General features: G+C 64.6%; 20 protein-coding genes. 4 read left to right on the plus strand and 16 right to left on the minus strand.

Annotation, left to right across the window (positions count from 1 at the left end; all coding sequences use genetic code 11):
- Nucleotides 1-107 precede the first annotated feature (107 nt).
- Nucleotides 108-1,133 carry a histone deacetylase family protein gene (locus QX128_RS12150; RefSeq protein ID WP_315803398.1) on the minus strand — a complete coding sequence of 342 codons (1,026 nt, stop codon included), beginning with the start codon at nt 1,131-1,133 and terminating at the stop codon, nt 108-110.
- Between the two features lie 437 nt (nt 1,134-1,570).
- Between QX128_RS12150 and QX128_RS12155 the strand changes: the two genes are divergently transcribed.
- Complete coding sequence (locus tag QX128_RS12155) at nt 1,571-2,908, plus strand: MFS transporter (RefSeq protein ID WP_315803397.1); 1,338 nt, start codon at nt 1,571-1,573, stop codon at nt 2,906-2,908.
- A gap of 138 nt (nt 2,909-3,046) precedes the next feature.
- Here the strand turns inward: QX128_RS12155 and QX128_RS12160 are convergent, their stop codons facing one another.
- Nucleotides 3,047-3,292, minus strand: coding sequence for a hypothetical protein (locus tag QX128_RS12160; protein ID WP_316217440.1), 246 nt, complete (start codon nt 3,290-3,292; stop codon nt 3,047-3,049).
- A 274-nt stretch (nt 3,293-3,566) separates the two neighbouring features.
- A complete protein-coding gene (locus QX128_RS12165) occupies nt 3,567-3,980 on the minus strand; it encodes a hypothetical protein (protein ID WP_316237550.1) in 414 nt (137 codons plus the stop codon).
- Between the two features lie 108 nt (nt 3,981-4,088).
- On the opposite strand from QX128_RS12165, the gene QX128_RS12170 reads away from it, so the two are divergent.
- Nucleotides 4,089-5,024 carry a LysR family transcriptional regulator gene (locus QX128_RS12170; RefSeq protein WP_316237551.1) on the plus strand — a complete coding sequence of 312 codons (936 nt, stop codon included), beginning with the start codon at nt 4,089-4,091 and terminating at the stop codon, nt 5,022-5,024.
- Nucleotides 5,025-5,264: 240 nt separating this feature from the next.
- On the opposite strand, the gene QX128_RS12175 is transcribed toward QX128_RS12170, so the two are convergent.
- Genes QX128_RS12175 through QX128_RS12185 form a run of 3 tightly spaced genes read right to left on the minus strand, consistent with a single transcriptional unit; the run spans nt 5,265 to nt 7,677 of the window.
- Nucleotides 5,265-6,155 (minus strand): U32 family peptidase, encoded by an 891-nt coding sequence (locus QX128_RS12175; protein WP_316237552.1) that lies wholly within the window; start codon nt 6,153-6,155, stop codon nt 5,265-5,267.
- Nucleotides 6,156-6,190: 35 nt separating this feature from the next.
- Nucleotides 6,191-7,168 carry a peptidase U32 family protein gene (locus tag QX128_RS12180; RefSeq protein ID WP_316237553.1) on the minus strand — a complete coding sequence of 326 codons (978 nt, stop codon included), beginning with the start codon at nt 7,166-7,168 and terminating at the stop codon, nt 6,191-6,193.
- Nucleotides 7,159-7,677 (minus strand): SCP2 domain-containing protein, encoded by a 519-nt coding sequence (locus QX128_RS12185; protein ID WP_316217443.1) that lies wholly within the window; start codon nt 7,675-7,677, stop codon nt 7,159-7,161. The genes QX128_RS12180 and QX128_RS12185 overlap by 10 nt, the downstream gene beginning before the upstream one ends.
- 143 nt (nt 7,678-7,820) lie before the next feature.
- On the opposite strand from QX128_RS12185, the gene QX128_RS12190 reads away from it, so the two are divergent.
- Nucleotides 7,821-9,347: a UbiD family decarboxylase gene (locus QX128_RS12190; RefSeq protein WP_316237554.1), complete on the plus strand. Its 1,527-nt coding sequence runs from the start codon at nt 7,821-7,823 to the stop codon at nt 9,345-9,347.
- Nucleotides 9,344-9,976 (plus strand): UbiX family flavin prenyltransferase, encoded by a 633-nt coding sequence (locus QX128_RS12195; protein WP_316182426.1) that lies wholly within the window; start codon nt 9,344-9,346, stop codon nt 9,974-9,976. The genes QX128_RS12190 and QX128_RS12195 overlap by 4 nt, the downstream gene beginning before the upstream one ends.
- Before the next feature lie 168 nt (nt 9,977-10,144).
- Here the strand turns inward: QX128_RS12195 and QX128_RS12200 are convergent, their stop codons facing one another.
- The 10 genes from QX128_RS12200 to QX128_RS12245 form a co-directional block, all read right to left on the minus strand.
- Complete coding sequence (locus QX128_RS12200; RefSeq protein ID WP_316182424.1) at nt 10,145-10,459, minus strand: metal-sulfur cluster assembly factor; 315 nt, start codon at nt 10,457-10,459, stop codon at nt 10,145-10,147.
- Complete coding sequence (locus QX128_RS12205; protein WP_316182423.1) at nt 10,456-10,965, minus strand: DUF2249 domain-containing protein; 510 nt, start codon at nt 10,963-10,965, stop codon at nt 10,456-10,458. Before QX128_RS12205 ends, QX128_RS12200 begins: the two co-directional genes overlap by 4 nt.
- A 10-nt stretch (nt 10,966-10,975) precedes the next feature.
- Complete coding sequence (locus QX128_RS12210; RefSeq protein ID WP_315803385.1) at nt 10,976-12,313, minus strand: hypothetical protein; 1,338 nt, start codon at nt 12,311-12,313, stop codon at nt 10,976-10,978.
- Nucleotides 12,314-12,662: 349 nt separating this feature from the next.
- Complete coding sequence (locus QX128_RS12215) at nt 12,663-13,268, minus strand: DUF2478 domain-containing protein (protein WP_316217446.1); 606 nt, start codon at nt 13,266-13,268, stop codon at nt 12,663-12,665.
- Between the two features lie 45 nt (nt 13,269-13,313).
- The gene (locus QX128_RS12220) at nt 13,314-13,607 is read right to left on the minus strand and encodes a hypothetical protein (RefSeq protein WP_316237555.1); all 294 of its coding nucleotides are present in this window, start codon (nt 13,605-13,607) and stop codon (nt 13,314-13,316) included.
- 11 nt (nt 13,608-13,618) lie between these two features.
- Complete coding sequence (locus QX128_RS12225) at nt 13,619-14,383, minus strand: peptidylprolyl isomerase (RefSeq protein WP_316237556.1); 765 nt, start codon at nt 14,381-14,383, stop codon at nt 13,619-13,621.
- A 63-nt stretch (nt 14,384-14,446) separates the two neighbouring features.
- Entirely contained in the window at nt 14,447-15,169 is a 723-nt protein-coding gene (gene narI, locus QX128_RS12230) for a respiratory nitrate reductase subunit gamma (RefSeq protein ID WP_316217448.1), read from the minus strand.
- An 11-nt stretch (nt 15,170-15,180) separates the two neighbouring features.
- Nucleotides 15,181-15,891 (minus strand): nitrate reductase molybdenum cofactor assembly chaperone, encoded by a 711-nt coding sequence (gene narJ / locus QX128_RS12235; protein WP_316182414.1) that lies wholly within the window; start codon nt 15,889-15,891, stop codon nt 15,181-15,183.
- Complete coding sequence (gene narH / locus QX128_RS12240; RefSeq protein ID WP_316237557.1) at nt 15,891-17,411, minus strand: nitrate reductase subunit beta; 1,521 nt, start codon at nt 17,409-17,411, stop codon at nt 15,891-15,893. Before narH ends, narJ begins: the two co-directional genes overlap by 1 nt.
- Entirely contained in the window at nt 17,408-21,160 is a 3,753-nt protein-coding gene (locus QX128_RS12245; protein WP_316237558.1) for a nitrate reductase subunit alpha, read from the minus strand. The genes narH and QX128_RS12245 overlap by 4 nt, the downstream gene beginning before the upstream one ends.
- Nucleotides 21,161-21,164: the final 4 nt, after the last annotated feature.

Below are 21,164 nucleotides of genomic sequence, written 5' to 3' on the forward strand. Positions count from 1 at the left end.
TGGTCGCGTCGCGGCTCGCCTCCGCACGTCAAGCGCCGCCATGCGAATGATTTGCGATGGCGTTCTGCAGGCACACCAGGAAGAGATCGCGAGGACGAGATGAAGGCCTACCGCGCCGCTTCGAAGCCTCCGAGCACCGCGGTCAGGTTCTGCCCGAGAATGTCCGAGAGATAGCCGCCCTCCTGCACGAACACCGTGGGAAGGCCGAGCCGCGCGATCGCGCCGCCGATGCGACGGAAACCCGGCGTGGTCACGGAGAGCCCCTTGAGCGGATCGTGCTCGGAGGCATCGAGGCCGAGCGCCACCACGAGCGCACCGGGCGCGAACGCATGGATCGTCTTGGCCGCGGTCTCGAACGCCTTGAGATAGGTGTCGTCGCCGCTCTTGAGCGGCAGCGGAATGTTGAGGTTGGCGCCAAGCCCGGCGCCTGCACCGCGCTCATGCGCATAGCCCCAGACGAACGGATAGTAATGCGTGGGGTCGGCGTGGATCGAGATGGTCAGCACGTCGGGCCGCTCGTAGAAGATGCCCTGCGTGCCGTTGCCGTGATGGACGTCGACGTCGAGGATGGCGACGCGCTCGTGGCGCTGACGCAGATGCGCGGCCGCGATGGCGGAGTTGTTCATGAAGCAGAAGCCCGAGGCCATGTCCCGATACGCATGGTGGCCCGGCGGCCGGCACAGTGCGTACATCGCATCCTCGCCGTCGAGCAGCAGTTGCGCTGCGGTCGCAGCCACGTCGGTCGCGGCGCAGGCGCCTTCCCACGTCCCCGGCCCGATCGGCGCTGAGGTATCGGTCGTGTGCCAGCCCAGCCGCCCGACGATGTGCGTCGGATAGGTGGCGGCATTGCGAACGGGATGAATGTTCGGGATCATTTCCGCACCGGCATCGCCGAGCGCGGCCCAGGCGTCCCACGCCTCTTCCAGGAAATTGAGGTATTCCGGACTGTGCACGCGCGCGCGAGCTTCCTGGCCGAAATGAAGCGGCGCGACCAACTCGTGATGGCCGGCCTTCAATCCCGCAAGCAAACGATCCGCCCGCTCGGGCTGCTCGGTGGTGCGCTTGACGACGCCACGCACCAGATAGAATTGCGGATCATGGCTGCGATGCAGCTCGGTGTAGACGGCCTTCACGCGCAATGGCTCCTGTTCGCTCGCACCGACGATTGTGCACGCAGTCACGACGGATACAAGCACGGATGGTTCGCACGTCGATCGGTCCGTGCCGGCAGCTTCCAACCGGCGGAACGGTACGCTGTGCATCGTATCTTCTCGGCAGCGAGTGCGTCGGGATCCAGGCGATCCGGCGCGTGAGGCGCGGTGGATGTGGGGAGAGATCCGCCGCGACGGCGGTCGACTGCGCCACGAAATCTGCAAAACCTCGGCGCGCAAGCCTGACCAGCTCATGCATCGCAAGCCGCGGCTGGTGACGAGCCCCAGGCTTCAACCGGCATGGAGACCCCGGGGATCGATCCAAAATTTGCATCGATTGATACAGGCTTCGGTTTGGACCCCGGCCCTCCCTCTCCTCTAGGACAGTCATCGAGGAACGTACAAGAGAGGTGGAGCGCATGAGCGCTATCGTAACCACGGCCGAATTGCGCCGATCACGCGTGCGGCTGTTTATCGTGACCATGCTGTTCCTGGTCACGACCGTGAACTACGCCGACCGGGCGACCTTGTCGATCGCAGGACCTTCGCTGTCCAAGGAGCTGCATCTCGATCCCGTCGCGATGGGCTATGTGTTCTCCGCCTTCGGCTGGTCCTATGTGCTCGCGCAGGTGCCGGGCGGCTGGCTGCTCGACCGCTTCGGTTCGCGCTGGGTCTATGCCTGCAGCATCGTGATCTGGTCGATCTTCACCATGATGCAGGGTTGGATCGGCTTCTTTTCCGGCGCCGCCGCGGTCACCGCGCTGTTCGCGTTGCGCTTCCTGGTCGGTCTCGCCGAAGCGCCGAGCTTCCCGGCCAATGCCCGCATCGTCGCCGCCTGGTTTCCGAGCAACGAGCGCGGCACGGCGTCGGCCTTCTTCAACTCGGGCCAGTATTTCGCGACCGTGATCTTCGCGCCGCTGATGGGCTGGATCGCGCATGCGTTCGGTTGGCGCCACGTCTTCACAGTGATGGGTGCGCTCGGCATCCTCATGGGCCTGATGTGGATCAGGACCATGTACGGACCGAAGGAGCACGCGAGCGTCAACCAAGCCGAGCTCGACTACATCAAGGACGGCGGCGCGCTGGTCGACATGGAGGGCGCGAAGGACGCCAAGGCTACCTCCGGTGGTCCGACCTGGTCGCATATCGGACAGTTGCTGTCGAACCGCATGATGCTCGGCGTCTATATCGGCCAGTACTGCATCAACACGCTGACCTATTTCTTCCTGACCTGGTTCCCGGTCTATCTGGTCAAGGAGCGCGGCCTGTCGATCCTGCAGGCCGGCTTCGTCGCCACCCTGCCGGCGCTGTGCGGCTTCATCGGCGGCGTGCTCGGCGGTTTCATCTCCGACGCCATCCTGCGCAAGACGGGATCGCTGACGCTCGCCCGCAAGATCCCGATCGTCGGCGGCATGCTGCTGTCGATGGCAATCATCGGCTGCAACTATGTCGACGGCCAGGCGCTGGTGGTCGGCCTGATGGCGCTGGCGTTCTTCGGCAAGGGCATCGGCGCGCTCGGCTGGGCTGTGGTCTCCGACACCTCGCCGAAGGAAGCCGGCGGCGTCTCCGGCGGCCTGTTCAACACCTTCGGCAACCTCTCCAGCATCACCACTCCGATCGTGATCGGCTACATCCTGTCGGCCACCGGCTCCTTCAACGGCGCACTAGTGTTCGTCGGCCTCAACGCCCTGGTCGCGGCGTGCGCCTACTTGCTGATCGTCGGCAAGATCCAGCGCGTCCAGCTCCGAGCCTCCTGAGCACCACGCTTAGCTTCGCGTGGTCTCGACTCCAACGGCGGCCCCCCCCGGGCCGCCGTTTTTTTTCGGTGCCTCGCCGTCATTCCGGGGCGATGCGCGGCAGCGCGGCGGAAGGAACGAAGAATCGCAGGATAGCGTCTAATTGAGAATCCAGTCGTCGACATGCACGAGCACGGATGAGCTAATCCCTGCCATAACGAAAAATATGCAAAACCAGAATACCAACCCAAAAAAGTACATCTTAGGCTGCACCTCGCGATCGTAGACGGCTCCACGAGCGAGCAGCCGCCCGGTTCGCAGGGCGGTCCAGACAATTGGACCTCCGAACCAGAGCAGCACCAAGGGAAACACGGCAAAGCCGGCAAGTAAGATTTTCAGAGCCAACTGGAGCAATCCGGACCTGGTGGAAACGGACTCAGTCTCACCATCTCAACCTGCTGATCGACGCAGAGGCATATCACGCCAGCAAGGGAAATGCGAGGAAAGCGGGTAGCGGGGGTCCGCTACATCGCGAGACCCACTATTTTGGAAGCTCTGCTTCTTTGCCTGCGAACGGCCCAACTGGCCTCGCGGCGGTTGGATAGTCCGCCAATACCGCATTTGCGCGCGATCCAACCACGTCCTGAGATGCCAAATGAAGGCCGGCGCCCCGATGCGTTCACATCGCCTTGGCGAGCGCGAACAACCGGAAATCCTCGAGCGCCGCGTGCCGATGCGGGGCGACTTCGCGCTGGTAGGTCTCGGTGTCGACGATCGAGCGGAAGGCGGCGAAATCGCCGTATTCATTGATCGCCGCTTCGTCCCAGCGTTCGCCTTGCGGGCCGACGAGGCTCGCCAGGACCGGCACGGAAAACATCCGCACCAGCGGCTTACCGGCTGCGAGACGCCGGAAGGCCGGTCTATAGCGTTCGTTGAAGGCTTCGCGGCCCGAACAGGGCGCGGCGTCGAAGCCGTCCTCGTAACGCGCATACGCGCGGTAGCGCAGCAGATTGAGCATGTAGACCGGCTGGCCGGGGGGAATCGCGCGCTCGGCGGCGTCGAGGGCTTGCAGCGTGATTTCGATGGCGTTCATGGGACTTCTCGCGGTTTCTAGCGGCGCAGCATGCGCGCTGACGCTCCCCATTTGGCCCATCGGAACGGCCTCTTGTAGCGACCCCGTCGCCATGACTATGTGGACTGAATGTCCACAACAGCCTTGCCTCCCGACCTCTCGCGTCTCCTCGCCTTCGTCCGCGTCGTCGAGGCGGGCTCCTTCGCCGAAGCCGCGCGGCGGGCGGGGACGACCACCTCGGCGATGTCCAAGGCGGTCGCCCGCCTCGAACAGGCTCGCGGAATACGGCTTTTGCATCGCACCACCCATTCGCTGGCGCTGACCGAAGAGGGCGAGCGGCTGATGGCGGCGGGACGCGCGCTGGCCGAAAGTCTCGATCGCGTCCAATCCGCGCTCGGCGAAGCCACGCGTAACGATGGCGGACGGGTGCGAGTGACCGCCCCCGCCTCGTTCGCGCGTGCCTGCATCCTGCCGAGACTTCCCGCGTTCCTGCGGGAGCGGCCGGAAATCGAGATCGAGATCAAGTTCCGCAACGAGATTCTTGATCTCGCGGCGGAAGGCGTCGACATCGCCATCCGCTCAGGCCCCCTCGATCGCGCGCCCGGTCATCTGGCGCGGCGGCTTTGCACGTTCTCCTGGATCGCTTGCGCCTCGCCCGCGTATCTGAACGCGCGCGGCGCGCCGGCGACTCCATACGAGCTTTCCGAACATGACCACGTCGGCTTCCGCAATCCCGCGAGCGGGCAGATCCTGACCTGGCGTTTCACCGATCCGCGCAGCAAAAAGCTCGTTCGCGTCGCGCCCAAGCCCAAGCACATTTGCGACGACGCGCACGCGTCGGTCGCTTTGATCGCGAATGGGTTCGGCATCGGCTGGGGGCCGGCGTGGCTCTTCCATGACGACCTGCGCACCGGCCAGCTGGTCGAAGTGCTTATGCCCTGGCGGGCGCCGGCGGAGCCCCTATGGATGCTGCGCACCTCCAACCGCCGGCCGCCCCTGCGCACGCAGCGCGTCATGGCGTTCCTCGCGACGCTTCCCGCCACGTTCAGCGACAAGTCGGGATGAGGCGCCGGCCGTCAGCTGGGCTCTGCGGTCGGCGTGTAGGACGTCAGCCGGCTTGGGAGGGGAAATCGGGGACAGACCACGATTTCCCCGGCTTCCTGGGCTTCCGCCTTGGCGCGGTCAGCAATCTGCAGCATGCCGGCAAGAACGGGCTGCGCGTCGTCTCGCAACGTCGTCCATCCGTGGTCAGTCAACATGCAGACTGAGCACATCTGAGTTCACCTCGAAAGGACGCGGCAGTACCTATCCCGAGACGTAGGACGCCCCGGGGGCGCCGTGCAGGAAGCCGTTGGCGAATGGAACGTCCGGATAGATCTCGCGCAGGCGGCCCGTTGCGGCTTCGGCTTCCACGCGCCCCGCCAGGACCGCCTGGAAATGCTCGGACACCGCGACCATGTCGCAGGCCTGAGGTGATAGCCGCAGCGATGTCACGCCGCTCTGCTTCAGACGATCGAGATCGCCGAGCAGGTTTGAGCACCCATGCGACAGCGTCTGCACGCCGTTCATGGTGAGGAACGCCTGGTTGTCCAGCGTCGTTACGACGAGGCCGTCGGGGTCCTGCTCGCACACGAAGCGGCAATTGTCCTTGGCGAGCTTGTGCAGGCGGGCGTGATAGCAGCGCGCGGAGATCGCGAGCGGCACACGGCCGAAGGCGAATACTTCGATCGCCACCTCCGGCACGGCGCCGGCGATGGCGGCAACCGAGGACAGCGGCAGCTCCGGCGGCAGGCAGATCCGGGTGGCGCCTTGGGCGGCATGAAACGCGGCGCTGGCCTCGTTGTAGATGTTGACGAATGGCCCGATGGCATGCGGCCGGCCGGCGATCGATTTGAGGCAGGTGAGGTCGTTGACCTCCACCAGACCGTGGCCGAACTCGGCGAGGCTTGCCGTCTGCCGGCGCTCGCGCCGCAACGACACCAGGACCAGCGACCCCAGCAGCACCTGCTTGCCGGCAGCCATAAGCCGCTCGATGACTTCAGGCAAATGGGGTTCGAAGAACGGCGCGCGCTTCGAGCAGACGACCTCGCCGACCACGACCCGGTCGAGCGGGGCCTCGTCGGCGATGCGAAAGTAAAAATCACGCCAGCGCTCCGGCTGCCAATTGTAGAGCACGGGCCCCAGAGTGAGTTGCATTCGCTCTACGCCTTGATCCGCCATTGTCATGTCGTCTAACGCCAGGTCTTGCGGTAGGCGCCCTGCGTGGTGGCCTGCCCTTCGGTGAACGCCGTGAGGTCGGCCGCCTCGGTGGACCTGCCGGCATCGAGCGCTGCCAGCACGCTGCGAAAATGCCGCACCACGCTGTCGACATAGGCGCGGCCGCGCTGGCGGCCCTCGATCTTGAGCGCGGTGACGCCGGCTTCGCGCAGACCCTCGAGCAGGGTCGTGGCATCGAGACTGACCGGATCCTCGAAGATGTAGCCGGCGCCTTGCGTGGTCGAGAAGCGGCCCTTGCACAGCGTCGGATAGCCGGCCGGCTCGTCGCGGCCGAAGCGGTTGATGGTGAAGCCGCCGAGCCGCGAGGTCGTTCCCTGTGGCGTCTCCTGATAGGCGACGTGACTGGGCGGCGAGCACACGCCCTGCATGTTCGGTGACTTGCCGGTGGCGTAGGAGGACAGCGAGCAGCGGCCCTCGGCCATCACACAAAGTCCGCCGAACACGAACACCTCGGTCTCGCAGGCCGTCTCACGGGTGATCTCGGCGATCTCGGGCACGCTCAGCACGCGCGGCAGCACCACGCGGCGGGCGCCGAAATTCTCGACGTAGAACGCGATCGCGTCGACATTCGCCGCCGCCGCCTGCACCGAGACATGCAGTCGCTGTTCGGGATGGCGCCGCGCGGCATGGTCCATCAGCCCGACATCGGCAAGGATCAGCGCGTCAGCCCCGGCCTCGACGGCATCATCGACCGCGCGACGCCACAGCTCGACGGCGCCGGCGCGCGGGAAGGTGTTGATCGCGACCAGCACCTTGGCGCCGCGCCGATGCGCGAACGTGATCCCTTCGCGCATCTGCGCGCGGCTGAAATTCAGCCCGGGAAAGTTGCGGGCGTTGGTCTCGTCGGCGAAGCCGCAATAGACGGCATCGGCACCGGCTTCGACCGCGCTCTTCAGCGCCGCCGGCGTCCCTGCCGGACAGATCAGCTCCATCGTCGCATCCCGCTTTCGTTCGTCGTCAATCTCAGCAGCGAGTCGCGCGCGGCCGCGAGCAGGCGTTGCGCGGGCACGCCGAACGGCCCCGAAAGCGTCGCGATCTCAGCGACCAGATCCAGACCGGCATCGTCGATCGCATTGCGGAGCGCCAGCACCGCCTCGATATCGCCTTCGATGACCAGCTGACGCGAAAACATCAGCGCATCGCCGTCGAGCCGGCCCTCGACCAGCGCCAGCAGGCTCACGATCGATGCGGAGATGGAGGCATCGAGGCCGGTGGGCAGCTCGCGCACCGCCACGAGTTGCGGCTGCTGCGGGCCCGCCTGAATCACGAATGCGAACGGCAGATCGGTCGGCTTGATGCCAAAGCGCTTTCCGCGATGCGACCCGAGCCGGTCGAGCAGATGCGGATGTCGGCGCAGAAGCCCGCGCAGGAAAGCGCCGAGCGCAATCTGCAGCGGCAGCAACGGCAACGGACGCAGCGCCTGCCTGAGCAGCGGCGGCAACAGTGGCAGTGAGGTCGAAGACGCGTCCTGAAGAGAACTCATGGCACAAGCTCTGGCCGGATCGGCGGGGGAAGTATTTGACCCGGAACAAAGATCATACTGATTGTTCCAGCTACGAGGCGTTTTTTGAACGGAGCCTATCGTTGCGACGTGATGTCCCTCGCTTCCGCGAGCTGTCGGATTTCCTGCGCTTTCTCGACGAGCGGGGACAGCTGCGACGCATTCGCGACAGCGTCTCGGTCGTCCACGAAATCACCGAGATCCATCGCCGCGTCATCTCCGCCGAAGGGCCCGCGCTGCTGTTCGAACGGCCGATCAAGGCGTGCGGCTCACTCTCGGCAATGCCGCTCGTCACCAATCTGTTCGGCACCGTGGAGCGGGTGGCCTGGGGCATGGGCGTGCAGCCCGAACGATTGGCGGAGCTCGGCAAGATGATGGCGGAGCTGCGCGCCCCGCAACCGCCGCGCGACATCAGGGAAGCGCTGCAGAAGCTGCCGCTGGCGCGCGCGGCGCTGTCGACCCGGCCGAGGCTGCGATCAGCCGCGCCGGTGCATGAATGTGTCACCATGGGCGATGACATCGACCTGACCACCTTGCCGGCCCAGATCTGCTGGCCGGGCGAGCCGGCGCCGCTGTTGACGTGGCCGCTCGTCATCACCGTCCCGCCGGACGCATCCACCGGCGAGCAGGAAAATGTCGGCGTCTACCGCATGCAGGTGCTCGGCCGCGATCGTGCCATCATGCGCTGGCTCGCTCATCGCGGCGGCGCCCGCCACCACCAGCAGTGGCAGGCGCTGGGGCGCGACATGCCGATCGCGATCGTGATCGGCGCCGATCCCGCCGCCATCCTCAGCGCCGTGCTGCCATTGCCCGAGACCATCTCCGAGCTGCGCTTCGCCGGCATCCTGCGCGGCGACCGCCCCGAGCTGGTCGAATGCCTCACCGTGCCCCTGACGGTGCCGGCGGCCGCCGAGATCGTGATCGAGGGCGTCGTGTCGGCCACCGAAACCGCGCCGGAGGGGCCCTATGGCGATCACACCGGCTACTACAACGCCGTCGAGAACTTTCCGGTGCTGCAGGTCACCGCGATCACCACGCGTCGCAGCCCGCTCTATCTGTCGACGTTCACGGGACGCGCGCCGGACGAGCCGTCTCGAATTGGCGAGGCGCTGAATACGCTGTTCGTCCCTTTGATCCGGCAGCAATTCCCGGAGGTGGTCGACTGCCATCTGCCGCCAGAGGCCTGCTCCTACAGAATCGCCGTCGTAGCGATCAAGAAGCGCTATCCGGGCCAAGCCCGCCGCATCATGCTCGGCCTGTGGTCGATGCTGCCGCAGTTCAGCTACACCAAGCTCCTCATCGTGGTCGACCAGGACATCGACGTCCGCGACTGGCGCGCGGTGATGTGGGCCGTCGCGACGCGCAGCGACTCCTCGCGCGATCTCGTGCCGCTTGCCAACACGCCGATCGACTATCTCGACTTCGCCTCGCCAAAATCCGGCCTCGGCGGCAAGCTCGGCATCGACGCCACAACCAAGCTCGGCGCCGAGACCGAGCGCGCCTGGGGCGAGGTGCTGGCGATGGACCCCGCCGTAGCGGCACGCATCGACGCGATGTGGCCGAGCCTCGGCCTCGGCGAGGGCGGGGCCGGTCGGGTGGCCTCGGCATGAGCGGACGGCACCACGTCATCGTCGGCATCAGCGGCGCCTCGGGCGCCGCGATCGGTGTGCGCATCGTCGAACGGCTCGCGGAGCAACCGCAATGCACGGTCCATCTCGTGGTATCTGACGCCGCCGTGCGCACCTTGCACGAGGAGGTCGGCCAGGGCAGCCTGGCGCGGCTGCGTGATCTGGCGGCGCATGCTCATGATGTCGCCGACATCGGCGCGAGCATCGCCAGCGGCTCGTTTTCTGCAGCCGGCATGATCGTGGCGCCCTGCTCGATCCGCACCCTCTCGGCGATCGCCTGGGGCCAGCTCGACAACCTCCTGGTCCGCGCCGCCGACGTTCAACTCAAGGAGCGCCGCCGGCTGATCCTCTTGGTGCGGGAGAGCCCGCTGCATCTCGGTCATCTCCGAGCGATGACGCAGGCCACCGAGATCGGCGCGATCATCGCGCCGCCAGTGCCGGCGTTTTACCTGAAGCCCCAGTCGCTCGATGACGTCATCGAGCAGATCGCCTGCCGCGCGATCAACCTGCTCGACGTCCCCGGGCTCCGCGCCAACGCGCGGGAGTGGCTTCCGGACCGGACGACCGAAGCAAGCAATCTTGCTGAGGTAGCGAAGCAAGACAGACGATAGGACTTGAAGACAGAACACGACAGACGCACTCGGGCGATGAGCCGAAGGCGTCTGCGACGGTTGACGTGTTCTTCGACGAGCGGGAGTACAGACGCCGCCTCTCCGTGCTGCCGCGCGAACCTGGACTGTTCCCGGCCGAGCAGCCACCAGCTTTTCGCTTTCGTTCGGTCAATTGACGTTGTCGAAACCCAGCGCAGCACGAACGGCCGGATCAATTCTGGATGGGGTCCAAGGCGGATCGAATGTCATCGTCACGTCCACGGCTTCGACGCCCGCAATCTCCGCAATGCTGCATGCGACCCCTTCCTTGAGAAAACCTGTTGCGGGGCACCCGGGCGTCGTGGCCGTCATCGTGACATGCACAACGCCATCCGTCGCCGTGATGTCGTAGATGAAGCCGAGATCGACCACGTTTTCTCCCAGCTCCGGATCGATGACCACGCGCATGGCGTCGCGGATGCGGTCGATGACATCGCGGCTCATAGCGGAGCCCTCACCGACAGTTCGTAGGTCGATCCATCCGGCGTAAACCCGCCGAGCCAGCGAAAGCCACGTTTCTCAAGTTCAGGGAACAGGAACACCGGCTCGCGGCCCAGAAGTGCCGACAAGGTCTCTCCAGGGGCCAACTCCTCCGCGGCCGCAAGGATGCGCACCATCGGCTCGGGTGGGTCGAGCTCCCGGTTGTCGAGCGTGACCACGGGATCTGGCCATCGCTCGAATGCGAGGCTGGCACCTGCGTCTTCCTGACCGGCGTCCTCGGCAGCCAGCGGCGAAAACAGCACTTCCCAGTCGCCATCGTCGAGCGGTCGATCGGTGTGGGCGAAGCCCTTTTTTGCCATGACGGAGAGCAGCGGAATCGGCCTGAAGCTCGCGATCAGCCGCACGCCCTGGCCTGGCGCCAGCCGGCCAACCGCGTCCATGATGACGGAGAACGGCTCGCCTCCGGCCCTGAGAATCGGTCGGACGTCGACGTCAATGTACGCGATCATGGCTTCCCTCCTAGTTTCTGGCGAACAACAGGCTTGGCGCGATGGCTCCGGCCGGAAGCCTCCGGGAGCCCGCAACATCGGAAAGACGTCGGACTCGCACAAGCTCGTGTATGATTCCAATACTGCCCACGGCCATGACCGCCGCGGCGCCGCGAAACGCCTGGTCCTCGCCCATCATCAACATGATGGTCGCCGCCCAGACGCCTAGAAAATAGATGATGAACCACTTCTCGGACCGGCGTTCCACCGCCAGGTCCTGAACCCGTGGCGTCGGGCCGCGCCCCATCACGGGACCGTAGGTTTCGAGCCAGGTCAGAAAGGCGACAATCTTGTAGAGCTTCGCGAATATGAGACCAGACAGCCAGCCGAACACGGCCAAGAACGCGAACGCGCCGACATGAACGCCGACCTTTCCGGTGACGATGATGACGGTGCCGAGCGCCACCGTCGCCGCCAGATTGGCGAAAGACACGGTTGCCATCCGCATGTTCAGCTCGAGCTGGCGCCGTTTGCGGGAGCGATAGATCGTCGCGATGTCCCGTCCATACAGCGCAAGCGAGATCACCCCAAGACCAGCAGCGAGGATGAGCACGGCTCCGAGCTCGGCTGCGAGGCCGATTGCGAACAATCCGCCCACGACTGCCACCGATAGCGCGAGCGCACCAAATTTCAGCGCGGATGTGCTCTGTCGATCGCCGAGGTCCGCCGAGAGCATGAACATGGCCAGCAGGCGATAGCTCACCCCCATGGCGGTCAGGGTCAGCCAGCCTCCCAGCCCGGCAATCGCATGGATCGGAATCGCCGCGGCCAGGAGCGCGGCGCCGAAGGTGCCCGCCGATCCGGCGAGAGCAAACGAGAACGCGGCGCCGAGCGCGACAGTCGCGCATAACGAGCCAAGTCCGGCGATGACAAATAGAGCAGACCCCTTCGGCTGGCTGAAGAGCGTCAGGCCCAGATCGAGCGCGACCATCGCCAGACCGGCGCCGAGCACCACGCTGCCGGCCGGCAGAAGCCAAGCGGCTGGAGCAATTCGTCCGGCCAGTGAGAGGAAACCCGATATCAGGCAGACCAGACCGACGTTGATGAGGAACAAGGCCGGCAAGGCCCATTTGTCGAAGGGGAGCGGCCTTGCGACGAGAACGGGAACGAACTGGAACAAGGCGCCGCATACCGAGAGACTGAGCCAACCGATGCAGACCGCATGCACAACGACAAGCGTATCGGGAGCGCCGAGGTCTGCAGCGGGGTAACCGAGTCCGCCGACCAGCATTGCCAAGGCAACGAGCAGCCACCCCAGCGCTGCCGCGAAATAGCTCATCGTCCAGCGCGAGATTTTCGCTCCAATCATGAGCGGCTCCAGTTCTTGATCGCGGACGCAGCACTCGCGACGACGCTGCGCCATTCGGCAATTGCCGTGGCGCCCGGAGGAACACAGTCCCCTCACGCCCGAAGGAAGCGCGAACGATGAGCTTGCGCCATACAATCTCCCGACCATCGGAAAGATGCTAGTCGGGCCCGACCGGCCATTCTTTGTCGGAGCGCAACATTTCGCGTCATCAGCGTCGTGATGACGACTCCAGCACGACCGGCGGACTCCCTGTCGCGTCGAGGAACATCCATGTCAGCCGGCAGATATCTTCGGCGGCCCGGCTCGGCAGTTCTGTGTCCCCCGACCCGTCGATTGCTCGCAATCGCGATCAGCGCAGCTGGCTGGCTGAGTTTATAGTTCGATCCTGCCGAACACTTTCCAGCCACCGCTCCACGTCTCCGCGGGCTTCGAGCTCAATCCCCATATCTCCGGAGAAATCTCTCCAGGCATCGATATTGCTGCGCGGCACGCCGACAATCGTCGGTATCGCGAGGTCCAGCGCGCGGGCAATCAGATCAAGCGTTCCGCGTCCCTCGCACTCTGCCTTTCCAAACTTGTTCAACACCAGGATGTTTGGACGCGCATCCAGGCTGGCGAGGACTCGAACCGTCACCTCTGCCAGCGCCGATTCATCCAGCCGGCAACCTCTCGCTCCCGATCCACGATCCTCGAAGATCGGGGTTTGATTGGCCGTGTCGATCTCCTCGAGCAGGACGTCGCACCGGCGATTTTCGTCGAGGAACAGCCTTCGCTGCAGTGCGCCGGCGACCTTCAATCGCACTCGACGCGAGTGATCCACGAGGTGATCGAACGTCTCGTAGGGATATTTCCCGTCGTCGTAGACGAGCGCCACGAGCGGCGCGGCCTCAACACCGACCTTCTCTACCATCTCATCGTGCATGCGAATCCCAACATCAGCTTGATGCTTCGACATGTCCAACCCACTCCTCCAGCACAGATAGCCTGTGGCGGACCCGGCCTAGGAGTGATCGATTTCATCCCTCTGCAGCGACCATTTGATCATGGACGTCAGACAGACGATCGCGGGATCGGCGGCTCTGTCGATGGCGCTCATCAACCCGAGCCAATCCTCGTTCTTGGCGAGATTTGCAAAGCGCCGGACAGCAGCCGACGCATACTCACCGACATCCTCGCCGAGGCGATCCGCGACAGAGCTGACGCGCACCAGGAGCGTAAGGTCGCCACACCCCTGCAACACCGCACTCGACTTCGCGTCGTCGCTGAGATCGTGAATGAGATCCCCGAGCAGCATGATCGCCCCCTCTACTGCGGCAGCGCCGATTGCGGCGCCGGCAAAGTCACGCCAACGATCGCCGCGCGGCCTGCCAGATCGGCGACATATTTCGCGAGCGCCTGGTGCCGGACACGCTCGGTGAGATATTGCGAAATGCGCGCCCTCGCCATGTCGAACGGCAGGACTTGTCCGGGGGCCCGCCGGTCAAGGCGCACGACATGGATACCAAAGCGTGTCTCAATCAGACCAACCTCTCCAACCGACATCCGGGCCAGCGCGGCGTCGAACTCGGCGGTCGTCTGCCCACGCGACAGCTGCCCGAGCCTGCCACCATTCTCCGCCGAGACCCTGCAGTCGGAGCGATCGCGCGCGATGGTCTCGAACACCTCCGGGCTTCTCCGCACGGCCTCCATGATCGTCCGCCCCTCGTCTCGCGCAGCCGATCGAGCCAGCGAATCGCTGCTCGGCGCGATCAGCAGGATGTGCGACGCTTCGTAGAGCTCGCCGACAAGGAACCGTTGCCTGTTCTGATCGTAGAAGCGACGGCACGTCGATTCGTCCGGCTCGTGTATCAGAACCTCGCGCGCGATCAGCGCCCGCATCGCCGCTTCTTCCTCGGTTTCGCTGCGACCTTCGGCATCACGCAGAGGGGAGGCCGTTACGCCGAGCCTCCTGACCTCCTGTCTCAGCAATTCGCGCACCGCAAGCGCGCGCGCCGCCGCTTGCCAGGCGAGGATCGGCTTGTCCGACGGATGGTTCTGAACTTCCCGGGCAATGACGTCGCGTTCGATCACGACCCCGTTCACACTGACCATCTTCGGCTTTGGAAGCGCCGCGCCCAATGAACAGTCCATCGGTTACTCCGCAGGCTGAATCGGTTGCACAAGATGACGGCGTCCGTCGCGGCTGCGCACCACCTGATAGCCGCGGCGGCCGAGATACCACACCGGCGCACTCCAGATGTGGACCAGGCGGGTGAAGGGGAAGAGCAGGAAGATGGTCATTCCCAGGACCAGATGCGCCTTGAAGATCGGATGGACGTCGACAATGTTGGCGGCGATTCCAGGCTGCAACGTGAGAATGCCCTGCGCCCAGGCCATGAACTTGACCATCTCGTGACCATCGAGATGACCGAGCGACACGGGGATGGTCGCCAAGCCAAGCAGCAGCTGGACGAACAGCACCAGAAGGATACCCGTGTCAGCAAAAGACGACGTCGCGCGGATCCTGGGATCGAAGAGCCTGCGATGCGCGAGGAGCGAAATGCCGACCAGGCACATCAGTCCGGCGCCGCCACCGGCGACGATCGCGAGCATCTGCTTGAAGCCGTGCGACACGCCGAGCATGTCAAACACCCAGATCGGCGTCAGCAGCCCGACGAAATGCCCCGCAAAAATGAAAAGGATCCCGACATGGAAAAGGTTCGAGCCCCAGATCAGTTGGCGCCGCCGAAGCAGCTGACTCGAGCCCGAGCGCCACGTGTACTGCTCGCGGTCGAATCGAATCAGACTGCCGATCAGAAAGACGGTCAGGCAGAGATAGGGATACCAGCCGAAGACGATGGCATTGAGCGTTTGCATGGCCAATCCCCTCATTGCAACTGTGACGGCGGCGCGTTGACCGCACGTTTGGCGTGGCGCAGTTTTGCGATCAGATTGTCGTGCCCACAGGCTGCCTGGTCGCCGCCTCCCGGGCCGAACCTGACCTCTTCGTCCTCCCAGGCCGCGTCGAGCGCGTGCAGGTCCATCGGATCCACGTCCGCCGCCTTCAGCAGCTCATCGACGATCTCCGCGCGGGGCTGGTCCGCGGCGATCTGGAGCAGCGCGTCGAACACCGCCCGATAGCTCGACTGCCGCCGCCCCAATCGTTCCGCGAGCGCGGCGATGATGTGGCTGGTCTGGCCGAGCAACTCGCGCGCATCCGCAAGCTCCCGGATGGCGAGGAATTCGAGGAACAGCGGCAGATAATCAGGCAGCTCGTTGCCGGCGATGACGAGGTCGGCTTTGTCATACATGGCGCGCAGGTCGACCATGGCCTGGCCGCGGTCGCGGCCTTCGCCATGGACATGCTCGAACAGATGCAGCGCCAGGGTCTTGCTGCGGTCGAACAGCAGGCCGTAGCGCTCCTGCAGGTCGTAGACGTCGCTCGTGGCGATCTCCTGCAGCAGCACGTCGAGCTCCCGGCGAATGCCAGGCTGGACGAGGCCTTCCTGGTCGAGCACCCGCGCGAGCTCCGGGATGGCCGCGATCAATTCCCCGCTCGGATAGTTCAGCAACGCCGACAGCACCTTGAACGTCTTCATCAGGCGACCTCCATCGGATTCTTGGTCTTGCGCGGCGACCCGAACAGGTTGACTTCGCTCTCGCCCCCGGAGCAGCCGTTGCCGAACGAGAAGCCGCAGGAGCCGCGGATATCAAACGCGTCGCCACCGAGCTCGCGGTGCGCGGTCGGGATCACGAAGCGGTCCTCGTAGTTGGCGATCGCCATGATGTGGTACATGTCGTCGATCTGCGCGCCGCTCAGGCCGACGCGCCTCGCGATCGCCTCGTCGACCACGCCATCGATGGTCTTGGCCCGCATATAGGCACGCATGGCCAGCATTCGCTCGAGCGCCAGCGTCACCGGCTTCTCGTCGCCCGCAGTCAGCAGATTGGCGAGGTACCGCATGGGAATGCGCAAGGACTTGACGTCGGGCATCTCGCCATCGTGCCCGATCTTGCCGGACGAAGCCGCCGACGTGATCGGCGACAGCGGCGGCACGTACCAGACCATCGGCAAGGTCCGGTATTCCGGGTGCAAGGGGAAGGCGACCTTCCATTCCATCGCCATCTTCCAGATCGGCGACCGGATCGCTGCCTCCAGCCAGGCATGCGGAATGCCCTGGCGCTCGGCCTCTGCAAGGACGTTGGGATCGTTCGGATCGAGAAAGACGTCGAGCTGGGCCTGGTAGAGATCGCCCTCGTCGGGCTTGGACGCGGCCTCGGCGATGCGGTCCGCGTCATACAGCACGACACCGAGATAGCGAATGCGCCCGACACAGGTCTCGGAGCACACGGTCGGCTGCCCCGCCTCGATCCGGGGATAGCAGAAGATGCACTTCTCCGATTTCCCCGAGGACCAGTTATAATAGATCTTCTTGTAGGGGCAGCCGGAGACGCACATTCTCCAGCCGCGGCACTTGTCCTGATCGATCAGGACGATGCCATCCTCCTCGCGCTTGTAGATCGCGCCGGACGGGCAGGATGCGACGCAGGCCGGATTGAGGCAGTGCTCGCACAGCCGCGGCAGATACATCATGAAGGTGTTTTCGAACTGGCCGTAGATCTCCTTCTGCACGCCGTCGAAATTGATGTCCCGAGAGCGCTTGGCGAATTCGCCGCCCAGGATCTCTTCCCAGTTCGGCCCCCACTCGATCTTTTCCATCCGCTCTCCGGACACCAGCGAGCGCGGCCGCGCGGTCGGCATCGCCGATGCCTCGGGCGCACTCTGCAGGTGCTGATAGTCGAAGGTGAACGGCTCGTAGTAGTCATCGATCTCAGGAAGATCAGGGTTGGCGAAGATGTTCGCCAGAACCCGCCACTTGCCGCCGATCCGCGGCTGGATCGACCCGTCGCGATTGCGCGACCAGCCGCCCTTCCAGCGAGACTGGTTCTCCCAATCCTTGGGATAGCCGACGCCCGGTTTGGTCTCGACGTTGTTGAACCACGCGTATTCCATCCCCTCGCGGCTCGTCCAGACGTTCTTGCAGGTCACGCTGCAGGTGTGGCAGCCGATGCACTTGTCGAGATTGAGCACCATGGCGATTTGAGCACGGATCTTCATTCTGCAGCCTCCGAGGGGGTCGTGGCCGACCGGTCAGCAGTCGGCTGGTCCAGCCAATCAATCTTCGACATCTTCCGGACGATGACGAACTCGTCGCGGTTGGCGCCGACCGTGCCGTAGTAGTTGAAGCCATAGGCCTGCTGAGCGTAGCCCCCGATCATGTGCGTCGGCTTCGGAACGACACGCGTGACCGAATTGTGGATGCCGCCGCGCTGCCCGGTCTGCTCGGAGCCCGGCACGTTCACGATCTTCTCCTGCGCATGATACATCATGCACATGCCCTGCTTGACCCGCTGCGAGACCACTGCGCGCGCAACCAGCGCACCATTGGTGTTGTAGGCTTCGATCCAGTCATTGTCGGCGATGCCGGCAGCCTTTGCGTCGATCTCGCTGATCCACACGATGGGACCGCCGCGCGACAAGGTCAGCATCAGGAGGTTGTCGGTATAGGTGGAGTGGATGCCCCACTTCTGATGCGGCGTGATGAAGTTCAGGACGACGGACGCATTGCCGTTCGGCTTGCGATCGATCACCGGCTTGACGGTCTTGGTATCGATCGGCGGCCGGTAGACGCAGAAGCCCTCGCCGAAAGCCCTCATCCACAGGTGATCCTGATAGAGCTGCTGCCTGCCGGTCAGCGTCCGCCAGGGGATCAGCTCGTGGACGTTGGTGTAGCCGGCGTTGTAGCAGACCTTCTCGGACTCGAGCCCCGACCAGATCGGCGACGAGATGATCTTGCGCGGCTGCGCGACGACGTCGCGGAACCGGATCTTCTCATCCTCCTTGGGAATGGCGAGATGAGCATGGTCGCGGCCGGTGAATTGCTCCAGCGACGACCACGCCTTGACCGCGACCTCGCCATTGGTTTCCGGCGCCAGGCTGAGGATCACCTCGCAGGCGTCGACCGCACTGTCGATGCGAGCCAGCCCCTGGGTCGGCCCGTCCTCAGCGACGACGCCGTTGAGGCGCTTCAGGAGCTCGACCTCATGGTCGGTGTTCCAGGCCATCCCCTTGCCGCCATTGCCGAGCTTGTTCATCAGCGGACCAAGCGAGGTGAAGCGCTTGTAGAGATTCGGATAGTCACGTTCGACCACCGTCACCGCCGGCATGGTCTTGCCGGGGATCGGATCGATCTCGCCCTGCTTCCAGTCCTTGACGTCGAACGCCTGCGCGATTTCGCCCGGACTGTCGTGCATGATCGGCGTCAGCACGACGTCCTTCTCGAGTCCCAGCACTTCGGGCGCGACCCTGGAGAACGCCTCGGCGATCCCCTTGTAGATGTCCCAATCGCTGCGCGATTCCCACACCGGATCGATCGCCGCCGAAAGCGGATGGATGAAGGGATGCATGTCGGACGTATTGAGGTCGTTCTTCTCGTACCACGTGGCGGTCGGCAGCACGACGTCCGAATACATGCAGGTGGTCGACATCCGGAAGTCGAGCGTGACCAGCAGATCGAGCTTTCCTTCCGGAGCCTCCTCATGCCAGGTGACCTCGACCGGCCTATTGTGGCCCTGATCGCCGAGGTCCTTGCCGAGCACGCCATGCTTGGTGCCGAGCAGATGCTTGAGGAAGTATTCGTGGCCCTTGCCTGAGGCACCGAGCAGGTTCGAGCGCCAGACGAACAGGTTGCGGGGCCAGTTCTTCGGTTGATCGGGATCCTCGCAGGAGAGCTTCAGCTCGCCCGACTTCAAGGCCTTCGCGACGTAGTCCTTCGGCTCCAGGCCGGCGGCGGCTGCGCGCTTGGATACCTCGATTGGATTGGCCTGCAGTTGCGGCGCGGACGGCAGCCATCCCATGCGCTCGGCGCGGACATTGTAGTCGATCAGCGCGCCGTCCCAAGAACCGGCCGGTGCGGTCGGTGAGAGAATCTCGCTGACATTGACCGTCTCGTAGCGCCATTGGTCGGTGTGGGCGTAGAACGCCGAAGTCGAATTCATCTGCCTGGGCGGGCGTCCCCAATCGAGCGCAAAGGCGAGCGGCGTCCAGCCCGACTGCGGCCTCAGCTTTTCCTGGCCCACATAGTGCGACCAGCCACCGCCGGATTGGCCGACACAGCCGCACATCACCAGCATGTTGATGATGCCGCGATAGTTCATGTCCATGTGGTACCAGTGGTTCAGACCGGCGCCGACGATGACCATCGAGCGCCCCCTGGTTTTCGACGCATTCGAGGCAAACTCGCGGGCCACCGCGATGATCTCGCCGCGCGGCACGCCGCAGATCGCCTCGGCCCATGCCGGGGTGTACGGTTCCAGATCGTCGTAGCTCTTGCCGATGTGGTCGCCGCCGAAGCCGCGATCGACGCCATAATTGGCGGCGAACAAGTCAAAGACAGTGGCCACGATCGCCTCGCCATCGGCAAGACGAAGTCGCTTCACCGGCACGTTGCGGGTCAGCACGTCCGGATGATTGGTGCCGCTGAAGTGATCGTGCTGACGGTTGCCGAAATAAGGGAATCCCACCGGCGCGATGTCGTCCTCGATGCCGGCCAGGGACAGCCGCAGCCGGGTGTCGGTGTTCGCCGAGCTCTTCTCTTCCAGGCTCCACTTGCCTTTTTCGCCCCAGCGGAAGCCGACCGATCCCTTGGGTACGACAATGGCGCCGCTGATCTCGTCATAGGCGACGGTCTTCCATTCGGGATTGTTGGCCTCGTCGAGAGATGTGGCGAAATCCGAGGCGCGCACGAACCGCTCAGGAACGAGCCGTCCCTCGGATTTCACCAGCCGCACCAGAAATGGCATATCCGTATACTGGCGCGCATAGTCGTTGAAGTATGGCGTCTGCCGGTCGATGTGAAACTCCTTGAGGATCACGTGACCCATCGCCATCGCGAGCGCGGCGTCGGTGCCCTGCTTCGGCGACAGCCAGAGATCGGCGAATTTCGCCGCCTCGGAATAGTCCGGGCAGACAACGACGCTCTTGGTCCCCTTGTAGCGAACCTCCGTATAGAAATGCGCGTCCGGCGTACGCGTCTGCGGCACGTTGGAGCCCCACAGCATCAGGAAGCCCGAATTGTACCAGTCCGCGCTTTCGGGCACGTCGGTCTGCTCGCCCCAGGTCTGCGGCGAGGCCGGCGGCAGGTCGCAATACCAATCGTAGAACGACATGCAGACGCCGCCGAGCAGCGACAGATAGCGCGCGCCGGCCGCGTAGCTCACCATGGACATCGCCGGGATCGGCGAAAACCCGAACACCCGGTCCGGACCATAGGCCCTGACCGTATAGGCATTGGCCGCCGCGATCAGCTCGTTGACCTCGGCCCAGCTCGCCCGCACGAAGCCGCCCAGTCCGCGCTTCTGCACGTAGTCCGAGCGCTTGTCCGGATTCTCGACGATCGACTTCCAGGCCGCGACCGGCGTCATCCGCGCCCGCGCCTCGCGCCACAGCCTGAGCAGCCGCGAGCGCACCAGCGGATATTTCACCCGGTTTCCGGAATAGAGGTACCAGCTGTAGCTCGCGCCGCGGGCGCAGCCGCGCGGCTCATGATTGGGAAGATCAGGGCGCGTCCGGGGGTAGTCGGTCTGCTGGGTCTCCCAGGTGACGATGCCGCCCTTGACGTAGACCTTCCACGAGCAGGAGCCGGTGCAGTTCACGCCATGCGTCGAGCGCACGATCTTGTCGTGCTGCCAGCGCTTGCGATAGCCCTCCTCCCAGGAACGGTCCTCGGTCGTCGTCACGCCGTGTCCGTCTGCGAACTCCTCCTTGGCCCGGGTGAAAAAGGTCAGCCTATCGAGAAAATGGCTCATCGTT

The organism is Bradyrhizobium sp. SZCCHNR1015, from assembly GCF_032489875.1.
Lineage (GTDB): Bacteria > Pseudomonadota > Alphaproteobacteria > Rhizobiales > Xanthobacteraceae > Bradyrhizobium.